The 19,379-nt window shown below is 70.4% G+C and carries 17 protein-coding genes, 1 tRNA gene and 1 pseudogene; 14 read left to right on the forward strand and 5 right to left on the reverse strand.

The annotated features are described in order from the left end of the window. Positions 1-16 precede the first annotated feature (16 nt). Complete coding sequence (locus ABEA93_RS30000) at positions 17-679, reverse strand: response regulator transcription factor (protein ID WP_345678975.1); 663 nt, start codon at positions 677-679, stop codon at positions 17-19. 111 nt (positions 680-790) lie between these two features. Further along, a complete protein-coding gene (locus ABEA93_RS30005) occupies positions 791-2,122 on the reverse strand; it encodes a sensor histidine kinase (protein WP_345678976.1) in 1,332 nt (443 codons plus the stop codon). A 253-nt stretch (positions 2,123-2,375) separates the two neighbouring features. On the opposite strand from ABEA93_RS30005, the gene ABEA93_RS30010 reads away from it, so the two are divergent. From ABEA93_RS30010 to ABEA93_RS30070, 13 genes and pseudogenes are all read left to right on the forward strand, one after another. Beyond that, positions 2,376-2,753, forward strand: a complete 378-nt coding sequence (locus ABEA93_RS30010) for an NADH-quinone oxidoreductase subunit A (protein ID WP_345678977.1) — start codon at positions 2,376-2,378, stop codon at positions 2,751-2,753. Beyond that, positions 2,744-3,263, forward strand: a pseudogene (locus ABEA93_RS30015) (NADH-quinone oxidoreductase subunit B); the annotation flags it as partial. The gene ABEA93_RS30010 and the pseudogene ABEA93_RS30015, both read left to right, overlap by 10 nt. A 193-nt stretch (positions 3,264-3,456) precedes the next feature. Beyond that, positions 3,457-4,557 (forward strand): NADH-quinone oxidoreductase subunit C, encoded by a 1,101-nt coding sequence (locus ABEA93_RS30020; protein WP_345678979.1) that lies wholly within the window; start codon positions 3,457-3,459, stop codon positions 4,555-4,557. 35 nt (positions 4,558-4,592) lie between these two features. Further along, entirely contained in the window at positions 4,593-5,513 is a 921-nt protein-coding gene (locus ABEA93_RS30025) for a complex I subunit 1/NuoH family protein (RefSeq protein ID WP_345679032.1), read from the forward strand. Beyond that, on the forward strand, positions 5,510-6,070 hold the full coding sequence (locus tag ABEA93_RS30030) for a NuoI/complex I 23 kDa subunit family protein (RefSeq protein WP_345678980.1): 561 nt from the start codon (positions 5,510-5,512) through the stop codon (positions 6,068-6,070). The genes ABEA93_RS30025 and ABEA93_RS30030 overlap by 4 nt, the downstream gene beginning before the upstream one ends. Then, positions 6,067-6,690 (forward strand): NADH-quinone oxidoreductase subunit J family protein, encoded by a 624-nt coding sequence (locus ABEA93_RS30035; RefSeq protein WP_345678981.1) that lies wholly within the window; start codon positions 6,067-6,069, stop codon positions 6,688-6,690. Before ABEA93_RS30030 ends, ABEA93_RS30035 begins: the two co-directional genes overlap by 4 nt. Positions 6,691-6,695: 5 nt before the next feature. Further along, entirely contained in the window at positions 6,696-7,076 is a 381-nt protein-coding gene (gene nuoK, locus ABEA93_RS30040) for an NADH-quinone oxidoreductase subunit NuoK (RefSeq protein WP_345679033.1), read from the forward strand. After that, the gene (locus tag ABEA93_RS30045; protein WP_345678982.1) at positions 7,073-9,040 is read left to right on the forward strand and encodes an NADH-quinone oxidoreductase subunit 5 family protein; all 1,968 of its coding nucleotides are present in this window, start codon (positions 7,073-7,075) and stop codon (positions 9,038-9,040) included. The genes nuoK and ABEA93_RS30045 overlap by 4 nt, the downstream gene beginning before the upstream one ends. Further along, on the forward strand, positions 9,037-10,557 hold the full coding sequence (locus ABEA93_RS30050) for a complex I subunit 4 family protein (RefSeq protein ID WP_345678983.1): 1,521 nt from the start codon (positions 9,037-9,039) through the stop codon (positions 10,555-10,557). Before ABEA93_RS30045 ends, ABEA93_RS30050 begins: the two co-directional genes overlap by 4 nt. After that, on the forward strand, positions 10,554-12,125 hold the full coding sequence (locus ABEA93_RS30055; protein ID WP_345678984.1) for an NADH-quinone oxidoreductase subunit N: 1,572 nt from the start codon (positions 10,554-10,556) through the stop codon (positions 12,123-12,125). Before ABEA93_RS30050 ends, ABEA93_RS30055 begins: the two co-directional genes overlap by 4 nt. 164 nt (positions 12,126-12,289) lie before the next feature. Continuing rightward, complete coding sequence (htpX, locus tag ABEA93_RS30060) at positions 12,290-13,147, forward strand: zinc metalloprotease HtpX (RefSeq protein WP_345678985.1); 858 nt, start codon at positions 12,290-12,292, stop codon at positions 13,145-13,147. Between the two features lie 185 nt (positions 13,148-13,332). After that, positions 13,333-13,737, forward strand: a complete 405-nt coding sequence (locus ABEA93_RS30065; protein ID WP_345678986.1) for a YccF domain-containing protein — start codon at positions 13,333-13,335, stop codon at positions 13,735-13,737. A 525-nt stretch (positions 13,738-14,262) separates the two neighbouring features. Beyond that, positions 14,263-15,267, forward strand: coding sequence for a glycosyltransferase family 2 protein (locus ABEA93_RS30070; RefSeq protein WP_345678987.1), 1,005 nt, complete (start codon positions 14,263-14,265; stop codon positions 15,265-15,267). Between the two features lie 113 nt (positions 15,268-15,380). On the opposite strand, the gene ABEA93_RS30075 is transcribed toward ABEA93_RS30070, so the two are convergent. Beyond that, positions 15,381-15,869, reverse strand: coding sequence for a YajQ family cyclic di-GMP-binding protein (locus tag ABEA93_RS30075; protein WP_345678988.1), 489 nt, complete (start codon positions 15,867-15,869; stop codon positions 15,381-15,383). A 361-nt stretch (positions 15,870-16,230) separates the two neighbouring features. On the opposite strand from ABEA93_RS30075, the gene ABEA93_RS30080 reads away from it, so the two are divergent. Further along, a tRNA-Tyr gene (locus tag ABEA93_RS30080) sits at positions 16,231-16,313 on the forward strand. A gap of 419 nt (positions 16,314-16,732) precedes the next feature. Here the strand turns inward: ABEA93_RS30080 and ABEA93_RS30085 are convergent. Continuing rightward, on the reverse strand, positions 16,733-16,960 hold the full coding sequence (locus tag ABEA93_RS30085) for a hypothetical protein (protein WP_345678989.1): 228 nt from the start codon (positions 16,958-16,960) through the stop codon (positions 16,733-16,735). A gap of 217 nt (positions 16,961-17,177) precedes the next feature. After that, positions 17,178-17,960 carry a toll/interleukin-1 receptor domain-containing protein gene (locus ABEA93_RS30090; protein WP_345678990.1) on the reverse strand — a complete coding sequence of 261 codons (783 nt, stop codon included), beginning with the start codon at positions 17,958-17,960 and terminating at the stop codon, positions 17,178-17,180. Positions 17,961-19,379: the final 1,419 nt, after the last annotated feature.

Below are 19,379 nucleotides of genomic sequence, written 5' to 3' on the forward strand. Positions count from 1 at the left end.
TCCGCTCATCAGAGTGTCAGGATCCGAGATAAGCGAGTACTGCCAGAACCCTTCTGTGATCGGTCTCACTGGGGGCGAGGCCGAGCTTCCCGAAGATGTTGCTGACGTGCTTTTCGACCGCGCCGTCGGACACCACCATCGCCTGCGCGATGGCGCCGTTGCTGCGTCCCTCGGCCATGTAGCCGAGCACCTCGCGCTCCCGGGGGGTGAGGGTGACCAGCACGTTCTGCTTGCGGCTGCGGCCGAGCAGCTGGGAGACGACCTCCGGGTCGAGCGCGGTGCCGCCCTTGGCGACCCGCACCACGGCGTCGACGAAATCGCCGACGTCCGCGACCCGGTCCTTGAGGAGGTACCCCACGCCGCTGGTGCTGCCCGCGAGCAGCTCGGTGGCGTACTGCTCCTCGACCGCCTGCGACAGGATCAGCACCCCGACGCTCGGCAGTTCCGCGCGCATCCGCACGGCCGCCTTGATCCCCTCGTCGGTGAACGTCGGCGGCATGCGCACGTCCACGACGCACACGTCCGGACGCATCTCCGCGGCGGCGACGAGCAGCTGCTCGGCGTCGTCCACGGCCGCCACCACCTCGTGCCCGCGGTCGACCAGCAGGCGGGTCAGACCGTCCCGGAGCAGTACCGAATCCTCAGCGATCACGACGCGCACGGCGCTCGCAGCCTCCATCCCGCAACCCGGGACCCCGTGCCCCGACGGGCACCAGTGTCCCGGATCGCGGAGGCTGCGGGGCGCGCAGGCAGCCGCCGGGCGCGGTCCTCCGCGCCCGGCGGCCTGCGGCTACATCGGCAGCGTCACCGTGACGCGGGTCGGTCCGCCCTTCGGGCTGACCACCTTCAGCGTGCCGCCCACGCCCCGGACGCGTTCGGTGAGGCCGGCCAGGCCCGTGCCGTGCGCCGGGTCCGCGCCGCCGCGGCCGTCGTCCTCGACGACCGCCACCAGCCGGTCGCGCTCCGCGTGCACCGCCACCGACGCCCGCGTCGCGCCGCTGTGCTTGGACACGTTCGTCAGCAGCTCGCTCACGCAGTAGTAAGCCGCCTGCTCCACCGGCGCGCTCGGCCGCGTCGGCAGGTCCACGCCGACCGCCACCGGCACCGTGCACTTCGCGGCCACCGCGGACAGCGCCGCGTCCAGGCCGCGGTCGGTAAGCACCGCCGGATGGATGCCCCGCGCGAGGTCGCGCAGTTCGCGCAGCGCCAGCTTCACCTCGTTGTGCGCCTCGACCACCATGCGCTGCGCGCTCTCCGGGTCGTCGGACATCTTCTCCTTGGCCAGGCCCAGGTCCATCGCCAGCGACACCAGCCGGGCCTGCGCCCCGTCGTGCAGGTCGCGCTCGATCCGCCGCATGTCGGACGCCGCGGTGTCGACCGCCGCGCCGCGGCTCTCGGTCAGGTCCTGCACCTGCTGGGACAGGAACGCCGGGCCGAGCAGGCCGCGCACCATCACCCGGTCCACCCACGCGATGCCGCGGATCACCTGCGGGGTGAGGAACAGCAGCAGCACGCCGACCGCGAACGTCGCGGTCACCCACAGCGGGCCGGTCAGGTAGAAGTCGTCGCCGGGCTGCTTGGGCCCGTCGCCCCACAGCATCGCGCCCGGCTGGTCGGCCGACCGGAACAGCGGCTGGGTCGCCGGATAGCTGATGGTCGCCAGCGTCGCCGACCACAGGGTGACCACCGCGGTGAACGTGAGGATGCTCCACGGCAGCATCAGGAACAGGTAGAGCGCGGCGCGCCAGCCCGTGCCGTCGGCCAGACCGCTCTTGATCCAGCCCCACGCGCCGGGCGTCTTCTGCCTGAACCGCTCCGGCCGCGCGACGTCCTCGTCGAGGAGGGCGCGGGCCCGGCCGCGTTCCATCGCGCCCCAGCCGCGGCACGCCAGGACCACCGCCGCGATCAGCGGCAGTCCGAGCAGGAACAGCGGCGTCAGGCCGATGCCCAGCACGACGAACACGACCACGAAGACGAAGCCGAGGATGCCGACGAACAGATTCAGCATCAGATAAATGGACTCGCCCCAGGTCCGCGCGCTGAACGGGGCACGCCAGAAACCGGGGCGCGGCACCGGGGCGCGGAGTGCGCGGCCGGGCACGGTGGTACCAGCTGTCGACATCGGGCGGTCCTCGCTCGGGGAATCTGCGGACGATCCTTGCAGTACCACTCTCGCGGCCGACGGCCGCCGGTCCCATGGCGCACGTCGGTGTTTCCGTAGTGGGGTTGTCCCTACCCACCCTCGTGCACCCGGGTGGCGGCGCGCCACGGCGCGGCCACGGACGGTGCGGACAGGTCAGGGCCAATCCCCCTAGACTCCCGTGCCACGAAGACAACGCAGACAACGCACACGACACGCCAGGGGACGTACCAAGGTGACCGCACACGGCTACTTCAGTACGTACGCACTCGTCGGACTCGTGTTCCTCGTCGGCTGCGCGTTCGTCGCCGCGGCCTTCGCGGCGAACCGGCTGCTGCGGCCGCACGCGCCGTCGACCGAGAAGCTGATGGCGTACGAATGCGGCGTGGACCCGGTGGGCACGGGTTGGGCCCAGACCCACATCCGGTACTACATCTACGCTTACTTGTACGTGATCTTCGCCGTCGACGCGATCTACCTGTTCCCGTGGGCCACCGTGTTCGCGGACCCCGGGTACGGCGCGACGACCCTCGTCGAGATGTTCGTGTTCGTCGGGTTCCTCGCGATCGGACTGCTGTACGCGTGGCGGAAGGGCGTGCTGACGTGGACGTGACGCGGCGCTCACCCGGGCCGGTGGTGCTCCCGGCCCCCAAACTCGGCCCGCTGTCCCGGCTGGCCCCGGACCCGATCCGGCTGGTGCTCAACTGGGGCCGCAAGTATTCGCTGTGGGTCTTCAACTTCGGACTGGCGTGCTGCGCGATCGAGTTCATCGCGACGTCGATGGCCAAGCACGACTTCATCCGGCTCGGCGTGATCCCGTTCGCGCCCGGCCCCCGGCAGGCCGATCTGATGATCGTGTCGGGGACGGTCACGGACAAGATGGCGCCCGCGATCAAGCGGCTGTACGAGCAGATGCCGGAGCCGAAATACGTCATCTCGTTTGGCTCGTGCGCCAACTGCGGCGGTCCCTACTGGGATTCGTACTGCGTGACCAAGGGCGTCGACCAGATCATCCCGGTCGACGTGTACGTGCCCGGCTGCCCGCCGCGGCCCGAGGCGCTGCTCCAGGGCATCCTCAAGCTCCAGGAGAAGATCGCCGGCGAGTCGCTCGCGGACCGGTACCCGGAGCCGGAGGAGGACGCGGACCCGAAGGCGGGGCGCGGCAACCCGGCGCGGGCGAAGTCCGCCGCCCGCGCGCGGCGGGACAGCGGCGCGGTGCTGTCCGAGGCGGACGGGCCCGGCGGGACGCCGGGGCTGCCCGCCGGGGCGTTCCGGCGGGGCCTGGTCGCCCCGCCCGCGGCGCCGGGCGGTGCGGAGTGACGCCCGAGGAGATCCGCGGCGCGCTCGGCGCGGACACCGCGGTGTCCGACGCGTACGGCCTCGCTACCGCGGACGTGCCCGCCGAGGGGTGGATCGCGGCGCTGACGGCGGCGCGCGACACGCTCGGGCTCACCTTCTTCGACTGGCTGACCGCGGTCGACGAATCGGACGCCTTCACCATCGCCGTGCACGTGTGCGCGGCGCCGGGACCGCGGCTGCTGCTGCGCACCCGGGTCCCGCACGACGCGCCGGTGCTGCCGACCGCGACCGGCGTGTTCGCGGGCGCGGGCTGGCACGAACGCGAGACCGCCGAGATGTTCGGCATCACCTTCGAAGGCCACCCGAACCCGGCCCCGCTGCTGCTCCCCGACGGTTTCGAAGGCCACCCGCTCCGCAAGGACTTCGTGCTGGCCTCCCGCGTGGCCAAGCCCTGGCCCGGCGCCAAGGAGCCCGGCGAGTCCGACCACGCCCCGGCCGGCGCCCGCTCCCCGGGCCGCCGCCGGATACTGCCTCCCGGCGTCCCGGACGCCTCCGAGTGGGGCCCGCAGGCCACCCCCCGCCCGGCAGCCCCCGAACCGTCGACGGGCCCGGACACACCCGACGCGCCCGCGCGCCCGGAGCGCCCCCGCCGCACCCGAAGCGCGGGCGAGGGCTCGGCGACCCAGCGGGGGAGCGGCGAGGCACCGCCGCAGCCTCCGACGGCGCCGGAACCCCCGGCCGCCCCGCGGCGCTCCCGCCGCGCGTCGGACGGCTCGGCGAGTCAGGGCGCCACCCCCGGACAACCGCCGGCTCCGGCCGCCCCGACTGCGCACGCCCCGACTCCCGACGTCCCGCCGTCCGGCGGCCCGCCCCGCGGCCGCCGCGCCTCCGACGGCGCCGCGAGCCAACGGGACACTTCGGCGACCCCGGACTCCGGCTCCCCCGCCGAGCCCGCTCCGCCCGACGCCCCCGCCCCCGAACCGTCGGCGCCCGCCGATCCCCGCCGTTCTCGCCGCGCCACCGACGGGTCCGCGACCCAGCGCGGTCCGCAGCCGCCCGCGGATCCCGAGCCCTCTGCCGAACCCGAGTCGCCGCCCGGCCCCGAGGAGGACGCGTGACCTTCCTCGACGTGCTCGTCCGCCTCGTCCTCGTCATGGCCGCCTTTATGGTGCTGCCGCTGCTCATCGGCCAGACCGAGCACAAGGTCATGGGCCACATGCAGGCACGGGTCGGCCCGATCTACGCCGGGGCCTTCCACGGCTGGGCGCAACTGGTCGCCGACGGGGTGAAGTTCGCCCAGAAGGAGGACGTCGTCCCGGCCGGAGCCGACCGGCGGATCTTCAAGCTGGCCCCGGCGATCGCGCTGATCCCGTACCTCGTCGTGCTCATCGCCATCCCGGTCGGGCCCGGCGACCAGGTCGGGCGCGCGATCGACGCCGGGGTGCTGTTCGTGCTCGCGGTCATGGGCATCGGGGTGCTCGGTTCGCTCATGGGCGGCTGGGCGTCCGCCAACAAGTACTCGCTGCTCGGCTCGCTCCGCACCGCCGCGCAGCTGATGTCCTACGAACTCCCCATGCTGCTCGCCGCCGCCAGCGTCGCGATGGCCGCCGGCACCCTGTCGCTCCCCGGCATCCTCGGCCAATGGGAGGCCTGGTGGCTCCCGTGGCAGGCGATCGGCGGCGTGGTCTTCTTCACCGCGGGCCTCGCCGAGCTGCAGCGTCCGCCGTTCGACATGCCGGTCGCCGACTCGGAGATCATCTTCGGCGCGTACACCGAGTACACCGGCCTCCGCTTCGCGCTCTTCCTCCTCGCCGAGTACGCCGGGATCCTCGTCCTGTGTGCCCTCACCACGGTGCTGTTCCTCGGCGGCTGGCACGGCCCCGGCTCGGAGCACCTCGGCTGGCTGTGGACGCTCGTCAAGACCGGGATCCTCGCCTTCGTGGTGATCTGGCTGCGGGTCAGCTACCCGCGGCTGCGCGAGGACCAGCTCCAGAAGCTCGCGTGGACCGGCCTCATCCCGCTCGCGCTCGCGCAATTGGTGCTCACCGGCGTCGTGAGGGTGGCGATCGCATGACCAGGAAGATCCCCGGTTCCGGGCTCGCCAAAGGCCTCGCCGTCACGCTCCGGACCATGACGAAGCGTTCCGTCACCCAGGGCTATCCCGAAGTCGCGCCCGAGCTGCCGCCCCGGTCCCGCGGCGTCATCGCGCTGTTCGAGGAGAACTGCACGGTCTGCATGCTGTGCGCCCGCGAGTGCCCCGACTGGTGCATCTACATCGACTCGCACAAGGAAGTCGTGCCCGCGAAGGAGCCCGGCGCCCGCGACCGCACGCGCAACGTCCTCGACCGCTTCGCCATCGACTTCGCGCTGTGCATGTACTGCGGGATCTGCGTCGAGGTCTGCCCGTTCGACGCCCTCTTCTGGTCGCCCGAGTTCGAATACGCGACCGACGACATCCGCGCGCTGACCCACGAGCGGGACACGCTGCGCGCCTGGATGTGGACCGTGCCCGCGCCGCCCGCGCTCGACGAGCGGGCCGAGGAACCCAAGGAGTTCGCGATGGCCCGCCGCGCGGCGGAGAAACTCGCGAAGGAACGTCAAGCCGGCCCCGGGACGGGGGAGGAGGCGTGACCGCCGTCGCCCGCGCCGCCGCCGACGTCTCCGGCCGCGGCGGCCCCGGCTTCCTGTCCCCGACCGGCGCGGAGATCGCGTTCGTGCTCATCGGCCTGGTCGTGCTCGGCGCCGCGCTGCTGGTGGTGACCACACAGCAGGTCGTGCACGCCGCCCTGTGGCTGGTCGTCACCCTCGGCGGGCTCGCCGCCGAGTACCTGCTGCTGACCGCCGAGTTCATCGCGTGGGTGCAGGTGCTCATCTACATCGGCGCGGTCGTCGTCCTGCTGCTGTTCGGGCTGATGCTCACCCGGGCGCCGATCGGCCGCTCGGCCGACGTGGACGCCCCGCAGCGCTGGCCCGCGCTGCTGGTCGCGACCGCGGCCGGGGCGACGCTGCTCACCGTGGTGGTCGACGCCTTCCACGCCACCTATCTCGACCTCGGCGACACCGCCGACGGCAGCGCCCGCGCCAACGGCGAGAGCCTGTTCCGCACCTGGGTCCTGCCGTTCGAAGTGCTGTCCGTGCTGCTGCTCGCCGCGCTCGTCGGCGCCATCGTGCTCTCCCGCGGCCGGGCCGCGGACCGGACGGAGACCGGGGCGGCCGCGGCCGGCCGGGCTCCCGGAAGACCGGGACGGTGACCGGGATGCACCTCGTCTACCCCCTCGTCCTCGCGGTGCTCCTGTTCGCCATCGGCCTCTACGGCGTCCTCGCCCGCCGCAACGCCGTCCTCGTGCTGATGTCCGTCGAACTCATGCTGAACGCGGTCAACATCAACCTCGTCGCGTTCGACATGTGGCTCCGCGACACCCTGCACGCGGGACAGGCGCTCACGCTGTTCGTCATCACCATCGCCGCCGCCGAGATCGGCCTGGGCCTGGCGATCGTGCTCATGGTGTTCCGCAACCGCGCCACGTCGGACGTCTCCGAGCTGCGCGACCTCGCCGAGCCCGGCATCGGCAAGGGCGCGAACGCCCGGAAGGCCCGAAAGACGGGGTCCCGTCGGATCAAGAGCGAGGCCGCATGATCACCGCCGCGGCACTCGCCACCGGCCTCCCGTTCCTCGCCGCCCTGCTCGGACTCGCCGTCGGCCGCCGGAGCCCCGCCGCCGCCCGCGTCCTCGCCGTCCTCCCGCTCGCCGCGGCCGCCGCACTCGCCATCGGCGTGGCCGCGGCGCACGGCGACGGCGGCGTGACCGAGGAAGGCCCCCGGCTCACCCCGACCGGCGCGCTCGGTATCACGCTGTCGCTGCGCATCGACGGCCTCGCGGCGCTCGTCGGCGCGCTGGTCGCGGTGGTGGCACTGCTCGTGCAGATCTACTCGACGGCCTACATGCGCAAGGACGAGCGGTACTCGTCCTACGCCGCGCTGATCTCGCTGTTCAGCTCGGCGATGCTGCTCGTCGTCTACACCGGCGACCTGCTGGTGCTGCTGCTCGGCTGGGAAGTGATGGGCATCTGCTCGTACTTCCTGATCGGGCACTACTGGGAGACGGAAGTCGCCCGGGCCGCCGCCGTGAAGGCGTTCCTCGTCACCAAGCTGGGCGACGTGCCGTTCCTCATCGGCATCCTCGTGCTCGGCGCGGGCAGCGGCTCGTTCCGCATCGGCGCGATCGTCGACAACGTGCCGCCCAGTGGCTCGGCCTACGTCACCGCGGGCGCGATCCTCATGCTCGGCGGCGTCGCCGGAAAGTCCGCCCAAGTACCGCTGCAGACCTGGCTTCCGGACGCCATGACCGGCCCGACCCCGGTCAGTGCGCTCATCCACGCCGCGACCATGGTCGCCGCGGGCGTGTACGTCGTCGCCCGGCTCTACCCGGTCTACCTCGCCTCCACCGCCGCGCTCATGGTGCTCGCCGTGATGGCCGCGGTCACCATGGTGTTCTCGGCGCTGGCGGCGTTCGCCCAGGACGACCTCAAGCGCGTGCTCGCCTGGTCCACGGTCAGCCAGCTCGCCTACATGACCGGTGGCCTGGCCGCGGGCGGCCGCGACGCCGCGGTGTTCCACCTGCTGACCCACGGGGCCTTCAAGGCCCTGCTGTTCCTCGCCGCGGGCGTGGTCATCCACCTCGCGGGCAGCGGCCGCATCAGCGACATGGGCGGCCTGCGGCACCGGTCCCCGACGGTCTTCTGGACGACGACCGCCGGGCTCGCCGCCCTGGTCGGCGTTCCGCCGCTGTCCGGCTTCTTCAGCAAGGAAGCCGTCATCGGCGCGGCCGAACACACCGCCCTGGACTCCCCCGTGGGAGGACCCCCGGCCGCGGCCGGCTGGCTCGTCCTGATCGCCGCCCTGCTCACCGCGGCCGTCACCGCCGCGTACGCGACCCGGGTGTGGCTGCGCGTGTTCTTCGGCGAAAGCCGCGCCCCGCGCGGCGAACCCGCCAACCACGACGTGCCGGAACGTGCCGCCGAAGCACCGGCACCGCACGGCGAAGTCCCCGCCGCGATGCGCTGGCCGCTCATCGTGCTCGCCGTCCCGACGGTGTTCCTCGGCGTCATCGGGCTGTCCACCGCGTGGCTGCCGGAATGGCTCGGCGACGCCGACGGACGTCCGTACCGCGGCAGCACCGCCGACGCGGGGCTGCTGCTGGAGAACCAGGCCTACTACGACCTCGTGCCGCGCCTCGGCACCTCGCTCGTCGCCGTCGCGCTGCTGGCCCTCGGCGCGGGCGTCGTCTACGCGGTCTGGCGGCGCGACCCCGCCGCCGACCCCGCGCGGCTGCTCGGCCCGGTGCGCGTCCCCGCCGAACGCGGCTTCTACGCCGACCGCTTCCAGAACGCCGCCGTCGTCCGGCCGGTGTGGGCGTTGTCCCGGGTGATCCGCTTCGTCGACACCGCCGTCGTCGACGCCTCCGTGCGCGGCGCCGCGGACGGCGCCTGGCGCACGGGCGGCCGCCTGCGGCGCACGCAGAACGGAAACGTCCAGGTGTACTTGGCCGGCCTGCTCACCGGAATCGTGATCCTCGCGGTGGCCGTGGCGGTGAACGCATGAGGTACATCCTCCTCGCCGCCCTCGCCCTCCCGTTTCTCGGCGCCGCCGTACTGGTGCTGCGCCCGGTAGGCGACCGCGCCGCCCGCCGCTTCGGCGTCGCGGTCACCGGCGCGACGCTCGCGCTGACCGTCGCATTGGCCGCCGGCTTCGACCGGCACGACGCCCGCGGCATGCAGTTCGCCACGGACTGGGTGTGGGCGTCGTCGCTGGACCTGCACTTCCACGTCGGCATCGACGGGATCTCGCTGCCGCTGGTGCTGCTGACCGCGCTGCTGACGTTCCTGGTCGCCGTCCACAGCCTGGGGACAATCCCGGACGGCGGCAGCGCCCGCGCCTACGTCGCCCTCGTGCTGGTGCTGGAGACCGGCGTGCTCGGCACCTTCGCCGCGCTCGACCTGATCCTGTTCTTCCTGTTCTTCGAGGTCGTACTGATCCCCATGTACTTCCTCATCGCCCGCTGGGGCACCCCGGGCGAACGCGGCCCGGCCGCCGTCAAGTTCCTGCTGTACACCGTGCTCGGGTCCGCGGTCATGCTGCTCGGCTTCCTGCTCGTGCAGGCGCACACCGGCACATTCGACATCACCGCGCTCGCCGCCGCGCACGGCAGCGGCATGTCGCGCGGCGTGCAGATCCTCGCGTTCCTCGCGATCGGCCTCGGCCTCGCGGTCAAGGTCCCGATGTGGCCGCTGCACACCTGGCTCCCCGACGCGCACACCGCGGCGCCGACCGGGGGATCGGTGCTGCTCGCCGGAGTGCTGCTCAAGATGGGCACATACGGCCTGATCCGCATCGCCGTCCCCGCCCTGCCCCAAGGCGCCGACGAATTCGCGCCCTACCTGGCCGCGTTCGGCACCGTCGGGATCGTGTACGGCTCGCTGGTCTGCCTCGCGCTGCTGCGCAGCCCGGACGGCGACCTCAAACGGATCATCGCGTACTCGTCGGTCGGCCACATGGGCTTCGCGCTCCTCGGCATCGCGACCCTCACCCCGCAGGGCATCAACGGCGCCCTGTTCGTCAACATCGGCCACGGGCTCGTCACCGGGCTCCTGTTCTTCCTCGCCGGCGCGGTCAAAGACCGCAGCGGCACCGCCCTGCTCGCCCGCATCGGCGGCAGCCTGTACGCCCGCGCCCCGCGCCTCGGCGGCCTGCTCGCGTTCGCCGCGGTGGCCGGACTCGGCCTGCCGGGCCTCGCCGGGTTCTGGGGCGAACTCCTCGCGATGTACGGCGCCTACCAGCCGGCCGCGGGCCTGAGCCACGGCCTCTACTGGGTGCTGCTCGCCGCGGCCGGCACCGGCACGGTGCTGACCGCCGCCTACATGCTCGGCCTGGTCCGCACTGTCTGCGCCGGGCCCGGCCGGCACGCCGACGGCTTCACCCCGCTGCCCGACGTCGGCCGCGTCGATGTCGCGGCCTGGGGCCCGCTGGTAGCGCTGACCGTCGTCGCGGGCCTGTGGCCCGCCTCCGTCCTCGCCGTCACCGATCCGGCCGTCCGCGCACTCCTGGGAGGCGGGGCATGACCCTCGGCTCGGCATCGCTCGTCCAGGGCATCGACTGGGCGGCCATCGCGCCGCCGCTCGCCGTCGCGGCGGCCGCGCTCGCCGTGCTGCTGGCCGACCTGTTCCTGTCCGGGCCGAGCAAGGTGTGGCTCGCGTGGCTGTCGCTCGGGGGCCTCGTCGCCGCGTTGGCGCTGCTGCTGCCGCTGCGCGGGGAGCACCGGGCGACGTTCTGCGCGCCCGGGCCGGAGCCGGGCGGGTGCTCGTACGTCGTCGGCGACTTCACCCTCGTGCTGCAGCTCGTCCTGCTCGGCTCGGCAGCCGTCGTCGTGCTGCTGTCCATGCCGATGACCGCACCGCGGCCGTGGGCCGACGAACACGACGCGGAAGCGGGCGTGCCCGGCGGCGAGTACCACTTCCTGCTGCTCGCGTCGGTGGCCGGCGCGGTCACCCTCGCCGCGGCGCGCGACCTGGTCACGCTGGTCGTGGCGCTGGAGACGCTGTCGCTGCCCGCGTTCGCGCTCATCGGACTGCGGCGCAGCGTCCTCGGCGGCGAAGCGGCGCTCAAGTACTTCCTGATGTCCGTGGCCTCCACCGCCGTGCTGCTGTTCGGCGCGAGCCTGCTCTACGGCGCGACCGGGACGATGTACCTCGACCGCATGGCGGCCGCCCTGTCCGCGGTCGACCCGCAGCTGAAGACGGTTGCCGCGACGGGGGCCGCGCTGACCCTGGCGGGTTTCGCGTTCAAGGTCGCCGCGGTGCCCTTCCACTTCTGGGTGCCGGACACCTACCGCGGCGCCCCCGTGCCGGTGGCCGCCTACCTGTCGGTGGTGTCCAAGACGGCGGGCTTCGCGGGCCTGCTGCTGGTCGCCGGGATCGGACTGCGGCCCTACGCCCACGTGTGGGGGCCCGCGATGGCGGTGCTGGCCGCGCTCACCATGACCGTGGGCAACGTCGTCGCGGTCCGCGTGGCCACCGGCTCCGGCGACGTGGTCCGGTTGCTCGCCTGGTCGTCGATCGCCCAATCGGGCTACGTCTTGGTCCCGTTCGGCACCGCGGCCGGCCACGGCGCGGACCTGGCCGACCGGTTGCCCGCATCGGTCGCCTACCTCGCGGTCTACGCGGTCATGAACCTCGGTGCTTTCGCCGTCGTCACCGCGGTGCTGCGGGACCGCCCGACCGGCGTCCTCGCCGACTACCGCGGCCTGCTGCGCGCCCGGCCGCCGCTGGCCCTGGCGATGGGGTTCTTCCTGCTCTGCCTGGCCGGGCTCCCGCCGGGGCTCATGGGCCTGTTCGCCAAGGTGACCGTCTTCCAGTCGGTCGTCGCGGGCGGCACCGGCTGGCTCGCGGTGGTGATGGCCGTCAACGTCGCCATCGGCCTCTACTACTACCTCGTCTGGACGGCGCAACTCTTCGCACCGCCCGTGCCGTCGGCTCCCGCGGTCGAGGGAACCTTGGGCGCGTCCGGTGCGTTGCGCGTACCGACGCCCTTCGCGGTCGCCATCGGACTGGCGTTCGGACTGGGCGTGGTGCTGTCGGTCGCCCCGCAGATCGTGCTGCGGGTGCTGACAGTGCCGGGGCTGCTGGGCTGACGTAGCTGCCCGCCCGCCCTGCCGCGGCCCGGCCCGCGGCGGGTGCGGCCCGGGTGGCGGAGCCCGCCGACGAGTCAGGCGTGACGCCGCGTCTGTGGGGGAACCATACGATTTGTTCCTTCGTTGATCGGACAACCGATCCGTACGATCCGAGAGGACTCGCCGTGCACCGCCAGCACAACGGGCTGAAGACCGCCGTCCTGCTCGGCGCCCTGTCCGCGGTCATCCTCCTCATCGGCAGCGCCTTCGGGCGGACCGGCCTGATCATCGCGTTCATCGTCGCCCTGGGCACCAACGCCTACGCGTACTTCAACAGCGACAAGATCGCCCTGCGGTCGATGCGCGCCCGCCCGGTCAGCGAGGCGGAGAACCCGGAGCTGTACCGGATCGTCCGCGAGCTGTCGACGCAGTCCCGCCAGCCGATGCCGCGCCTCTACATCTCGCCGACCGAGGCGCCCAACGCCTTCGCCACCGGCCGCAACCCGCGCAACGCCGCGGTCTGCTGCACCACGGGCATCCTGCGCATCCTCGACGAACGCGAACTCCGCGGCGTGCTCGGCCACGAACTCTCGCACGTCTACAACCGCGACATCCTCATCGCGTCCGTCGCCGGCGCGCTGGCCAGCGTGATCATGTTCCTGGTCAACTTCGCGTGGCTCATCCCGATCGGCCGCAGCAACGACGACGACGGCCCCGGCCTCCTCGGCATGCTGCTGATGATGATCCTCGGCCCGATCGCCGCCTCGCTGATCCAACTCGCCATCAGCCGCAGCCGCGAGTACCAGGCCGACGCGTCCGGCGCCCAGCTCACCGGCGACCCGCTCGCCCTCGCCAGCGCGCTGCGCAAGCTCGAGGCCGGCACCCAGGCGCGCCCGCTGCCCGCCGAGCCGAGCATCCAGTCGACCAGCGCGTTCATGATCGCCAACCCGTTCCGGGCCGGCCAGGGCCTGACCAAGATGTTCTCGACCCACCCGCCGATGGCGGAGCGCATCGCCCGTCTGGAGTCGATGGCGGGGCGGTGATCGGTGCGTTGGCCGGGGCGACGGCCGGGCTCCGGCCGGGCTCCGGTCCGGCGGGTGGTCGGGGGGTTGACCCGGTCGGTGGTCGGCGGGGCGGGTTTTCTTCCGGGACCTGCTTGGTCGCGCACTATTCGGGGCATTCCTCACCAGTGCCTGGACGATCACCGACGCGAAAGCCGTGAGGCGCCATGAAGACCGTGCTCAACATCATCTGGCTCGTGCTGTGCGGCTTTTGGATGGCCATCAGCTACGCGGTCGCAGGACTCATCTGCTTCGTGCTGTTCTTCCTGGTGATCACCATCCCGTTCGGCATCGCGGCCTTCCGGATGGCGTCCTACGCCCTGTGGCCGTTCGGCCGCACGGTGGTCCGGAAGCAGTCGGCGGGCGTCGGCTCGATGCTCGGCAACATCCTGTGGATCATCCTGTTCGGCTGGTGGCTCGCCATCGGCCACCTGGTGACCGGCCTTGCCCTGTGCATCACCATCATCGGAATCCCGCTCGGCATTGCCAGCTTCAAGATGATTCCGATCTCTTTGACCCCCTTGGGCCATGACATCGTGTCGGCGAACGGAACCGGCTATGCGACGTACTAGGCACGCAAAACCCCTGGTCAACGCGGTTGGCCGGAACCTGCGGGAGAACGCCCGGCCCTGCAACGGCACGCAGGGGACCCCGGCGGATGCCCGGTGGGGATCACCCTGACAGCCGGGAGCGGAGACGGCCGGGATCGTTTCGTTCGCGATGATGCCGATTCCGATCCCGATCCCGATCCCGGTTCCGATCTCGCCGACGCCGCTGGGCCGCGACATCGTCTCGACCGGGGCCACCTGCGGTCGCTATACGGCTGAGGCGGTCGGGGAGCGGGCTTCGGCGGGCTTGAGTCCCTCTGGTCCCTCGTCTCCGCCGTCTCCGCCTTCTCCATCATCTCCGTTCAGGTCTGGCTGTCGGCTCTGTCGGCGCTGTCGGGTCTGCCGGGTCCCTCGGGAGGGTTCCGTCCGTGTGCCTTCCGGGTGAACGCGTTCCCCGTCCGCTGAACCGCGGCGGCGGAGCTGCCGATAGTCCGCCCATACACCAGTCGCGCCCCCGCCCCGGCGGGGCAGCCGGCCCGGAGGTATGCCGTGACCGCAACCGTGAGCGTCATCGTCCCGACGCGCGACCGCCCGGCGGCGCTCGCCGACGCGCTGCGCAGCATCGTCCTGCAGGACGTGCCCGGAACGGAGATCGTGGTCGTCAACGACGGCGGGGGAGACATCGCCGCGGCGTTGCCGCTGGGCGCGCCGGGCGTGACGGTCCGCGTCGTCTCCCACCCGCGGCCGCGCGGCCAGGGCGCGGCACGGAACGCCGGGCTCGAACTGGCGTCCGGCCGGTTCGTGGCGTTCCTGGACGACGACGACCTGTACCTGCCCGGCCACCTGGACCGCGCGCTGACCGCGCTCGACGCGTCCGGCGCGGACGTGATGTACGCGGACTGCCTGCTGGCGGGCGGCCGGTGCGAGCCCGGGAAGCTGCCGGAGGCGTCGCCGTACCGCTACGACTTCGCGTTCGACCCGGGCGTCCTCGCGGTGGCGAACTTCGTGCCGACGTCCGCGGTGGTGTGCCGCAACCCGGCGGTGCACGGGCCCGCGTCGTGGTTCCGCTTCGACCCGGAACTCCCGGTCCTCGTCGACTGGTCGCTGTGGCTCCGGCTGATCCACGACCGCGGCTGGTGCTTCGAACGCGTCCCGGAGCCGGGCGTGGTGTTCCACCGCCGGACCGACGACGTCGCGGTCAGCGGGCGGACGGACGCCCACCTGGAGTACCTCGGCCGCTACGAGGACGCGTACCGCACGGTCATCGCCCGCTGGCCGGTCACCCCGGGCAGCCGGGTGGCGCGTTTCCGGTCGCTGTTCCTCGAGACGTTCCAGATCGGCCAGACCCTGCTGGCCACCGGACAGCGCATGGTGCCGTTCGCCTACGAGGGCGCCCTGCGTGTCCTGTACGACGCCTTCACCGGGCGCCTCGACGAAGCCCTGGTCACCACCCGCACCGAAGCGGTGCTCTCCGGCACCGAGACGGTCCTGTCCCCGTTCACCCCCGGCTCCACAACAACCCGCCCCCCTCAGGCCGCCGGCACCGCGGGGTAGGGCGGCGGGCGGCCTGAGGGGGCGGGGTTGAAGCTTCTCTACCGGTAGTTCAACGGCTGGTTCAACGGCGCTACCCGTACCTCAAAAGCGCGTACGGGCCGTCGGGCCCCGACTTACCGGTAGTTGACGAACTGCAGGGCGAAGTCCAAGTCCTTGCCCTTGAGTAGCGCGATGATCTCCTGGAGATCGTCGCGGCTCTTCGAGCTGACGCGCAGCTCGTCGCCCTGGATCTGGGCCTTGATGCTCTTCGGGCCCTCGTCCCGGATGATCTTGGACACCTTCTTGGCGTTCTCCTGCGAGATGCCTTCCTGCATGGACCCGGAGATCTTGTACTCCTTGCCGGACAGGCGGGGCTCGCCGGCCTCGAAGGCCTTGAGCGAGATACCGCGCTTGACCAGCTTCGTCTGGAACACGTCGAGGATCGCGTTGACCCGCTCCTCGGTGTTGGCGCGCATCTCGATCTGCTCGCCCGACCAGCCGATGTGCGCCCCGACGTTCTTGAAGTCGAACCGCTGCGAAATCTCCTTCGCCGCCTGGTTCAGGGCGTTGTCGACCTCCTGGCGGTCGACCTTGGACACGATGTCGAAAGAGGAGTCAGCCAAGGGTCAGCATCGCTTTCTGTGAGACCGGCCGCGAACCCGCCCGGACGACGGGCACCCGCACCCGCACCCGGCCCGGAACCCCAAGGCCCCGCACCCACCGGACACGCGGTCCCCCAGCGTATCCAGCCCACCCCACCACCCGCGGCTCCGGCACAACCACACGACGGACTCCGCCTGCTTCACCGCCGCGCCCCACGGCCCCACACCCCGCCGACCGCCCCCAACGGCTGCAGCGCACCCCTCCCGACCTGCGATCCCCACCGCTCCCCGCGCGCCTCCCCACACCCCGGCAAACCGAGTGGCGAAGCACCCCTCCCCGTCCGCTATTGTTATCCCCGTCGCCGCAACGCGGGGACATCCCGGCGGGTTGCCCGAGTGGCCAAAGGGAGCAGACTGTAAATCTGTCGGCTGATGCCTACGCAGGTTCGAACCCTGCACCCGCCACCCCTTACGAAACAGCCTCTGACCAGCACGTATGGTCAGGGGCTGTTCTCGTTTCCGCACTCCGCGACACCCCGTCAGCCCCATGGAATGCCCGTGGTTGACCGCTCCTGACCCCTCGTTCTGGCACGCATCTGGCACGCGACTGGCACGGCCCATGCCCGGCCGGCGGCGACGCCAGAGGCCAACGAGACGTCACCCCGTACCCCGGTCCACGGCATGCCGGGGACCGGGTGGCATGCCGTGGGTCTGCGCGCAGGGCAGCGCAACGCCACCACCAAGGTGATGCGTACGCGACGCAAGCCAGCAGCTCGCGGTGAGCGGCCAACGTCACCCCGCTGGAACAAGCGCGCCCCGGCCGCGGCCGCCAGGCCGCGCGGCGCCCCCAGGCGCCTCGCCGCTCTGCTGTGACTCTAGGCGCCTCAACCCGTGTGTTCCTCAGCCCAACGCCCGATGTCCGTGTACATCTCGTCAGGCGTGTCAGGGAAGGGCCTGCGGCCGATCGCCATGAACACTTGGTCGTAGCGGGTCCCGAGTTTCCACAGCGCCCACTGGTCCAGATCCGTGTCGCAGAAGCGACGCAAGAGCAAGACAAGCTGGACCAGTTCCTGGTCGGAGAGTCGCCCTGAAGTTGGCTGGCCTGGGTACATGCCGACGAGGCTAGGCCGCCGAGCGCTGATGGTCCGCGCCGGGCTCCGCATCCGCGTGAGCGAAAGGATTTCTGATCCGTAGCTCGCGTGAGATCGTTCGGGAGCTGCCGCATCCCCGCAGTGTCGACCCGAGACGGTCGGCGCGACTGCGGTTCCTGCTGCACAGCGCAATCGACACACGGATCCCAGGCTCGGCACGTCAGCTCCGTCGCCCTTTTTACCTCGACCCCGACCGGCCACCCCGCCAGACATCACCAGATCCGTGCCTCAGTACTCGGTCTATCCGCTCTATTGCATCCTCCATGGCTTGCGTTCTTTCCGCAGGGTGAATTTCGTCAAGCCTTGACAGTAGTCGATTTATTTCTTCGAGCACCCGCATCGAGGACTCTTCCCGTTGCAACATTCTGCGCCCAGTATCTTCATCATCGACTTTTGCCTCGATGCGGCGAATTCTCCCCAGGACTTCACCGAACATGCTTTCGGCGCTGCGGGCAGGCACTTCTTCCTGATCAAGCTCCGTGAATTTATTTCGCGCTTCGTTTAGCTTTGCTTCAAGCTGGGGCCACATCGCATCAAACAATCCATCCAGAGGGGGATCTGGGACGGGGCGATCAGTTGCGGCGTTCACATCGTGCACCAATGAATGAATCCCCTCTCTATTGAGCTGCACGCCTTGGAAATTGGATAGCGGTCCGGTCACATCGACCGCGTTCAAGTTGACGTAAACAGGGACGACTCGTGCTGCCTCTATGCTTTTGGCGAGAGCGCCAGCTTCGAAATTTACCCACGGGGCTTTCACGTTCTGGCGAGTCAAACACACCATGCCGAAATTGATGTCGTCAAGCTCTCGACTGATACGGTCAAACCATCGCTGCCCCGCCGATATGTCATGGCTGGACAGCCAGAAATCAACGGACTGCAAAATTGGAGTAGCCCAGGACTTCAACTCCTTGGCAACTTCCCGGCTCAGATCACCAGACCAAGAGATGAAGACTTTCATGCTGCCCTCCTGGTTTTCCCGGGCCGGTTCTTTCTATCGTCTCTCCGGCAGGGGGAACTTGCACTGTGGACCTGAGCCCACCTCGACGCAGGCCGGTGACCTGCAGCCCGGAGCGTGGGCAGCTCGGCAACACGACCGTGAGGCGATGCTGGGCGTGCACCGGTTCCGACGCGCGGCCTACGGTTCACCGAGCCCTTGGCTGCGGGGCGCCGACCTCGGTGCGCGGAGGTGACTAAAGCTCGGCGCGAACGCCAAGCGTTGGTGCACCATGGTGGATCAGGACCGGACGACTGTCTCGCCATTCTGCAAGTGCGCCATGCGAACGAGCGGTCAGCGGTCAATCCTTGGTCGCGTGATTTTGCTGGAGGCCTTGTGGAAATACCGAAACGCCGGCCGAAGATAAGTAGCGATGAAATTTCCAAAGGTAGGCGTGAGCGCGATATAGCATGTTTAAGTCATTGGCAGGAATTGTTGGCGGGCGAGATCGCCGGCAACGAAGGTTTCATAGCGAAATGGGGTGATGATCCGAATCGGGGGATGCGTGGCCTGTGCGCCCTCCGTGAGGAGCGTTTGGTGAAGCTTCGGTCGCAGCTGGAACTATTTCGTCGTGGCCTTGATCCGGGTCGCCCCAGACTTTTTCGTGGGCGGGTGCTGCTGGAATTAAGATGCGCGCCCAAGGGTCATAATTTGGCCCGCGTTTACCCCACGTCGCATAACCCTGTGTTTGTTCCCTCCGTTGCGTGCAGTCGACTAATCAAGCTGGATGCGGACGAGCGTCGGATTCGGCGTGATCGCGATAGGGTAACGCGGATTCTGGATCCGGTGCGAGAAACTAGGGACCAATGGATTGAGGAGTTCTTTGACTGGCAATCCTATGATGCTGCTGTTAGTAGTGACCTCTCGAACGATGAACTGGCTAAAAAGCAGCGTGATTGCACTTCGTACGATATAAGCGGACTAGCCACGTTGATGGAGTCTCATCGGCGATGGTCGGTGGAGACTGTCAATGGCTTGGTTCGGCCTTCCTGGTTCTTGTACTGCCGGTGTGGTCTAGGTGCGGTCGCGACTGCGGAGGTCATGGAAGCCCTGGACTCGGGAGCGAGACACCTAACGGTGTAGCTGGTTCGTAGTACCATGGCTGCCCAACTCAATGATCTGCCCGAGCCGATGCGGCCGAAGATCCTGCCAGCCGATTGGGCACGGCGCAGGCTCCCGAAGGGGATAGCTGCGCTATGCCATCCGACTTGTTGCTCTCTGTCTTGCTTACAGCCGGCGCTGTGGGCCTGTCCCGACTCATCTTGTTTGTCGTTGCGGTAGTGGCTCACCTGCGCTGGCGAATGAGGGTCTCGGACCTTGAGAAACTGCTCCGCGCATCTGCCGTACGGCAACCGGCGCTTCCTCGTCGTCGGCAGCAAGTCT

The organism is Yinghuangia aomiensis (genome assembly GCF_039542225.1).
Classification (GTDB): Bacteria; Actinomycetota; Actinomycetes; order Streptomycetales; family Streptomycetaceae; genus Yinghuangia; species Yinghuangia aomiensis.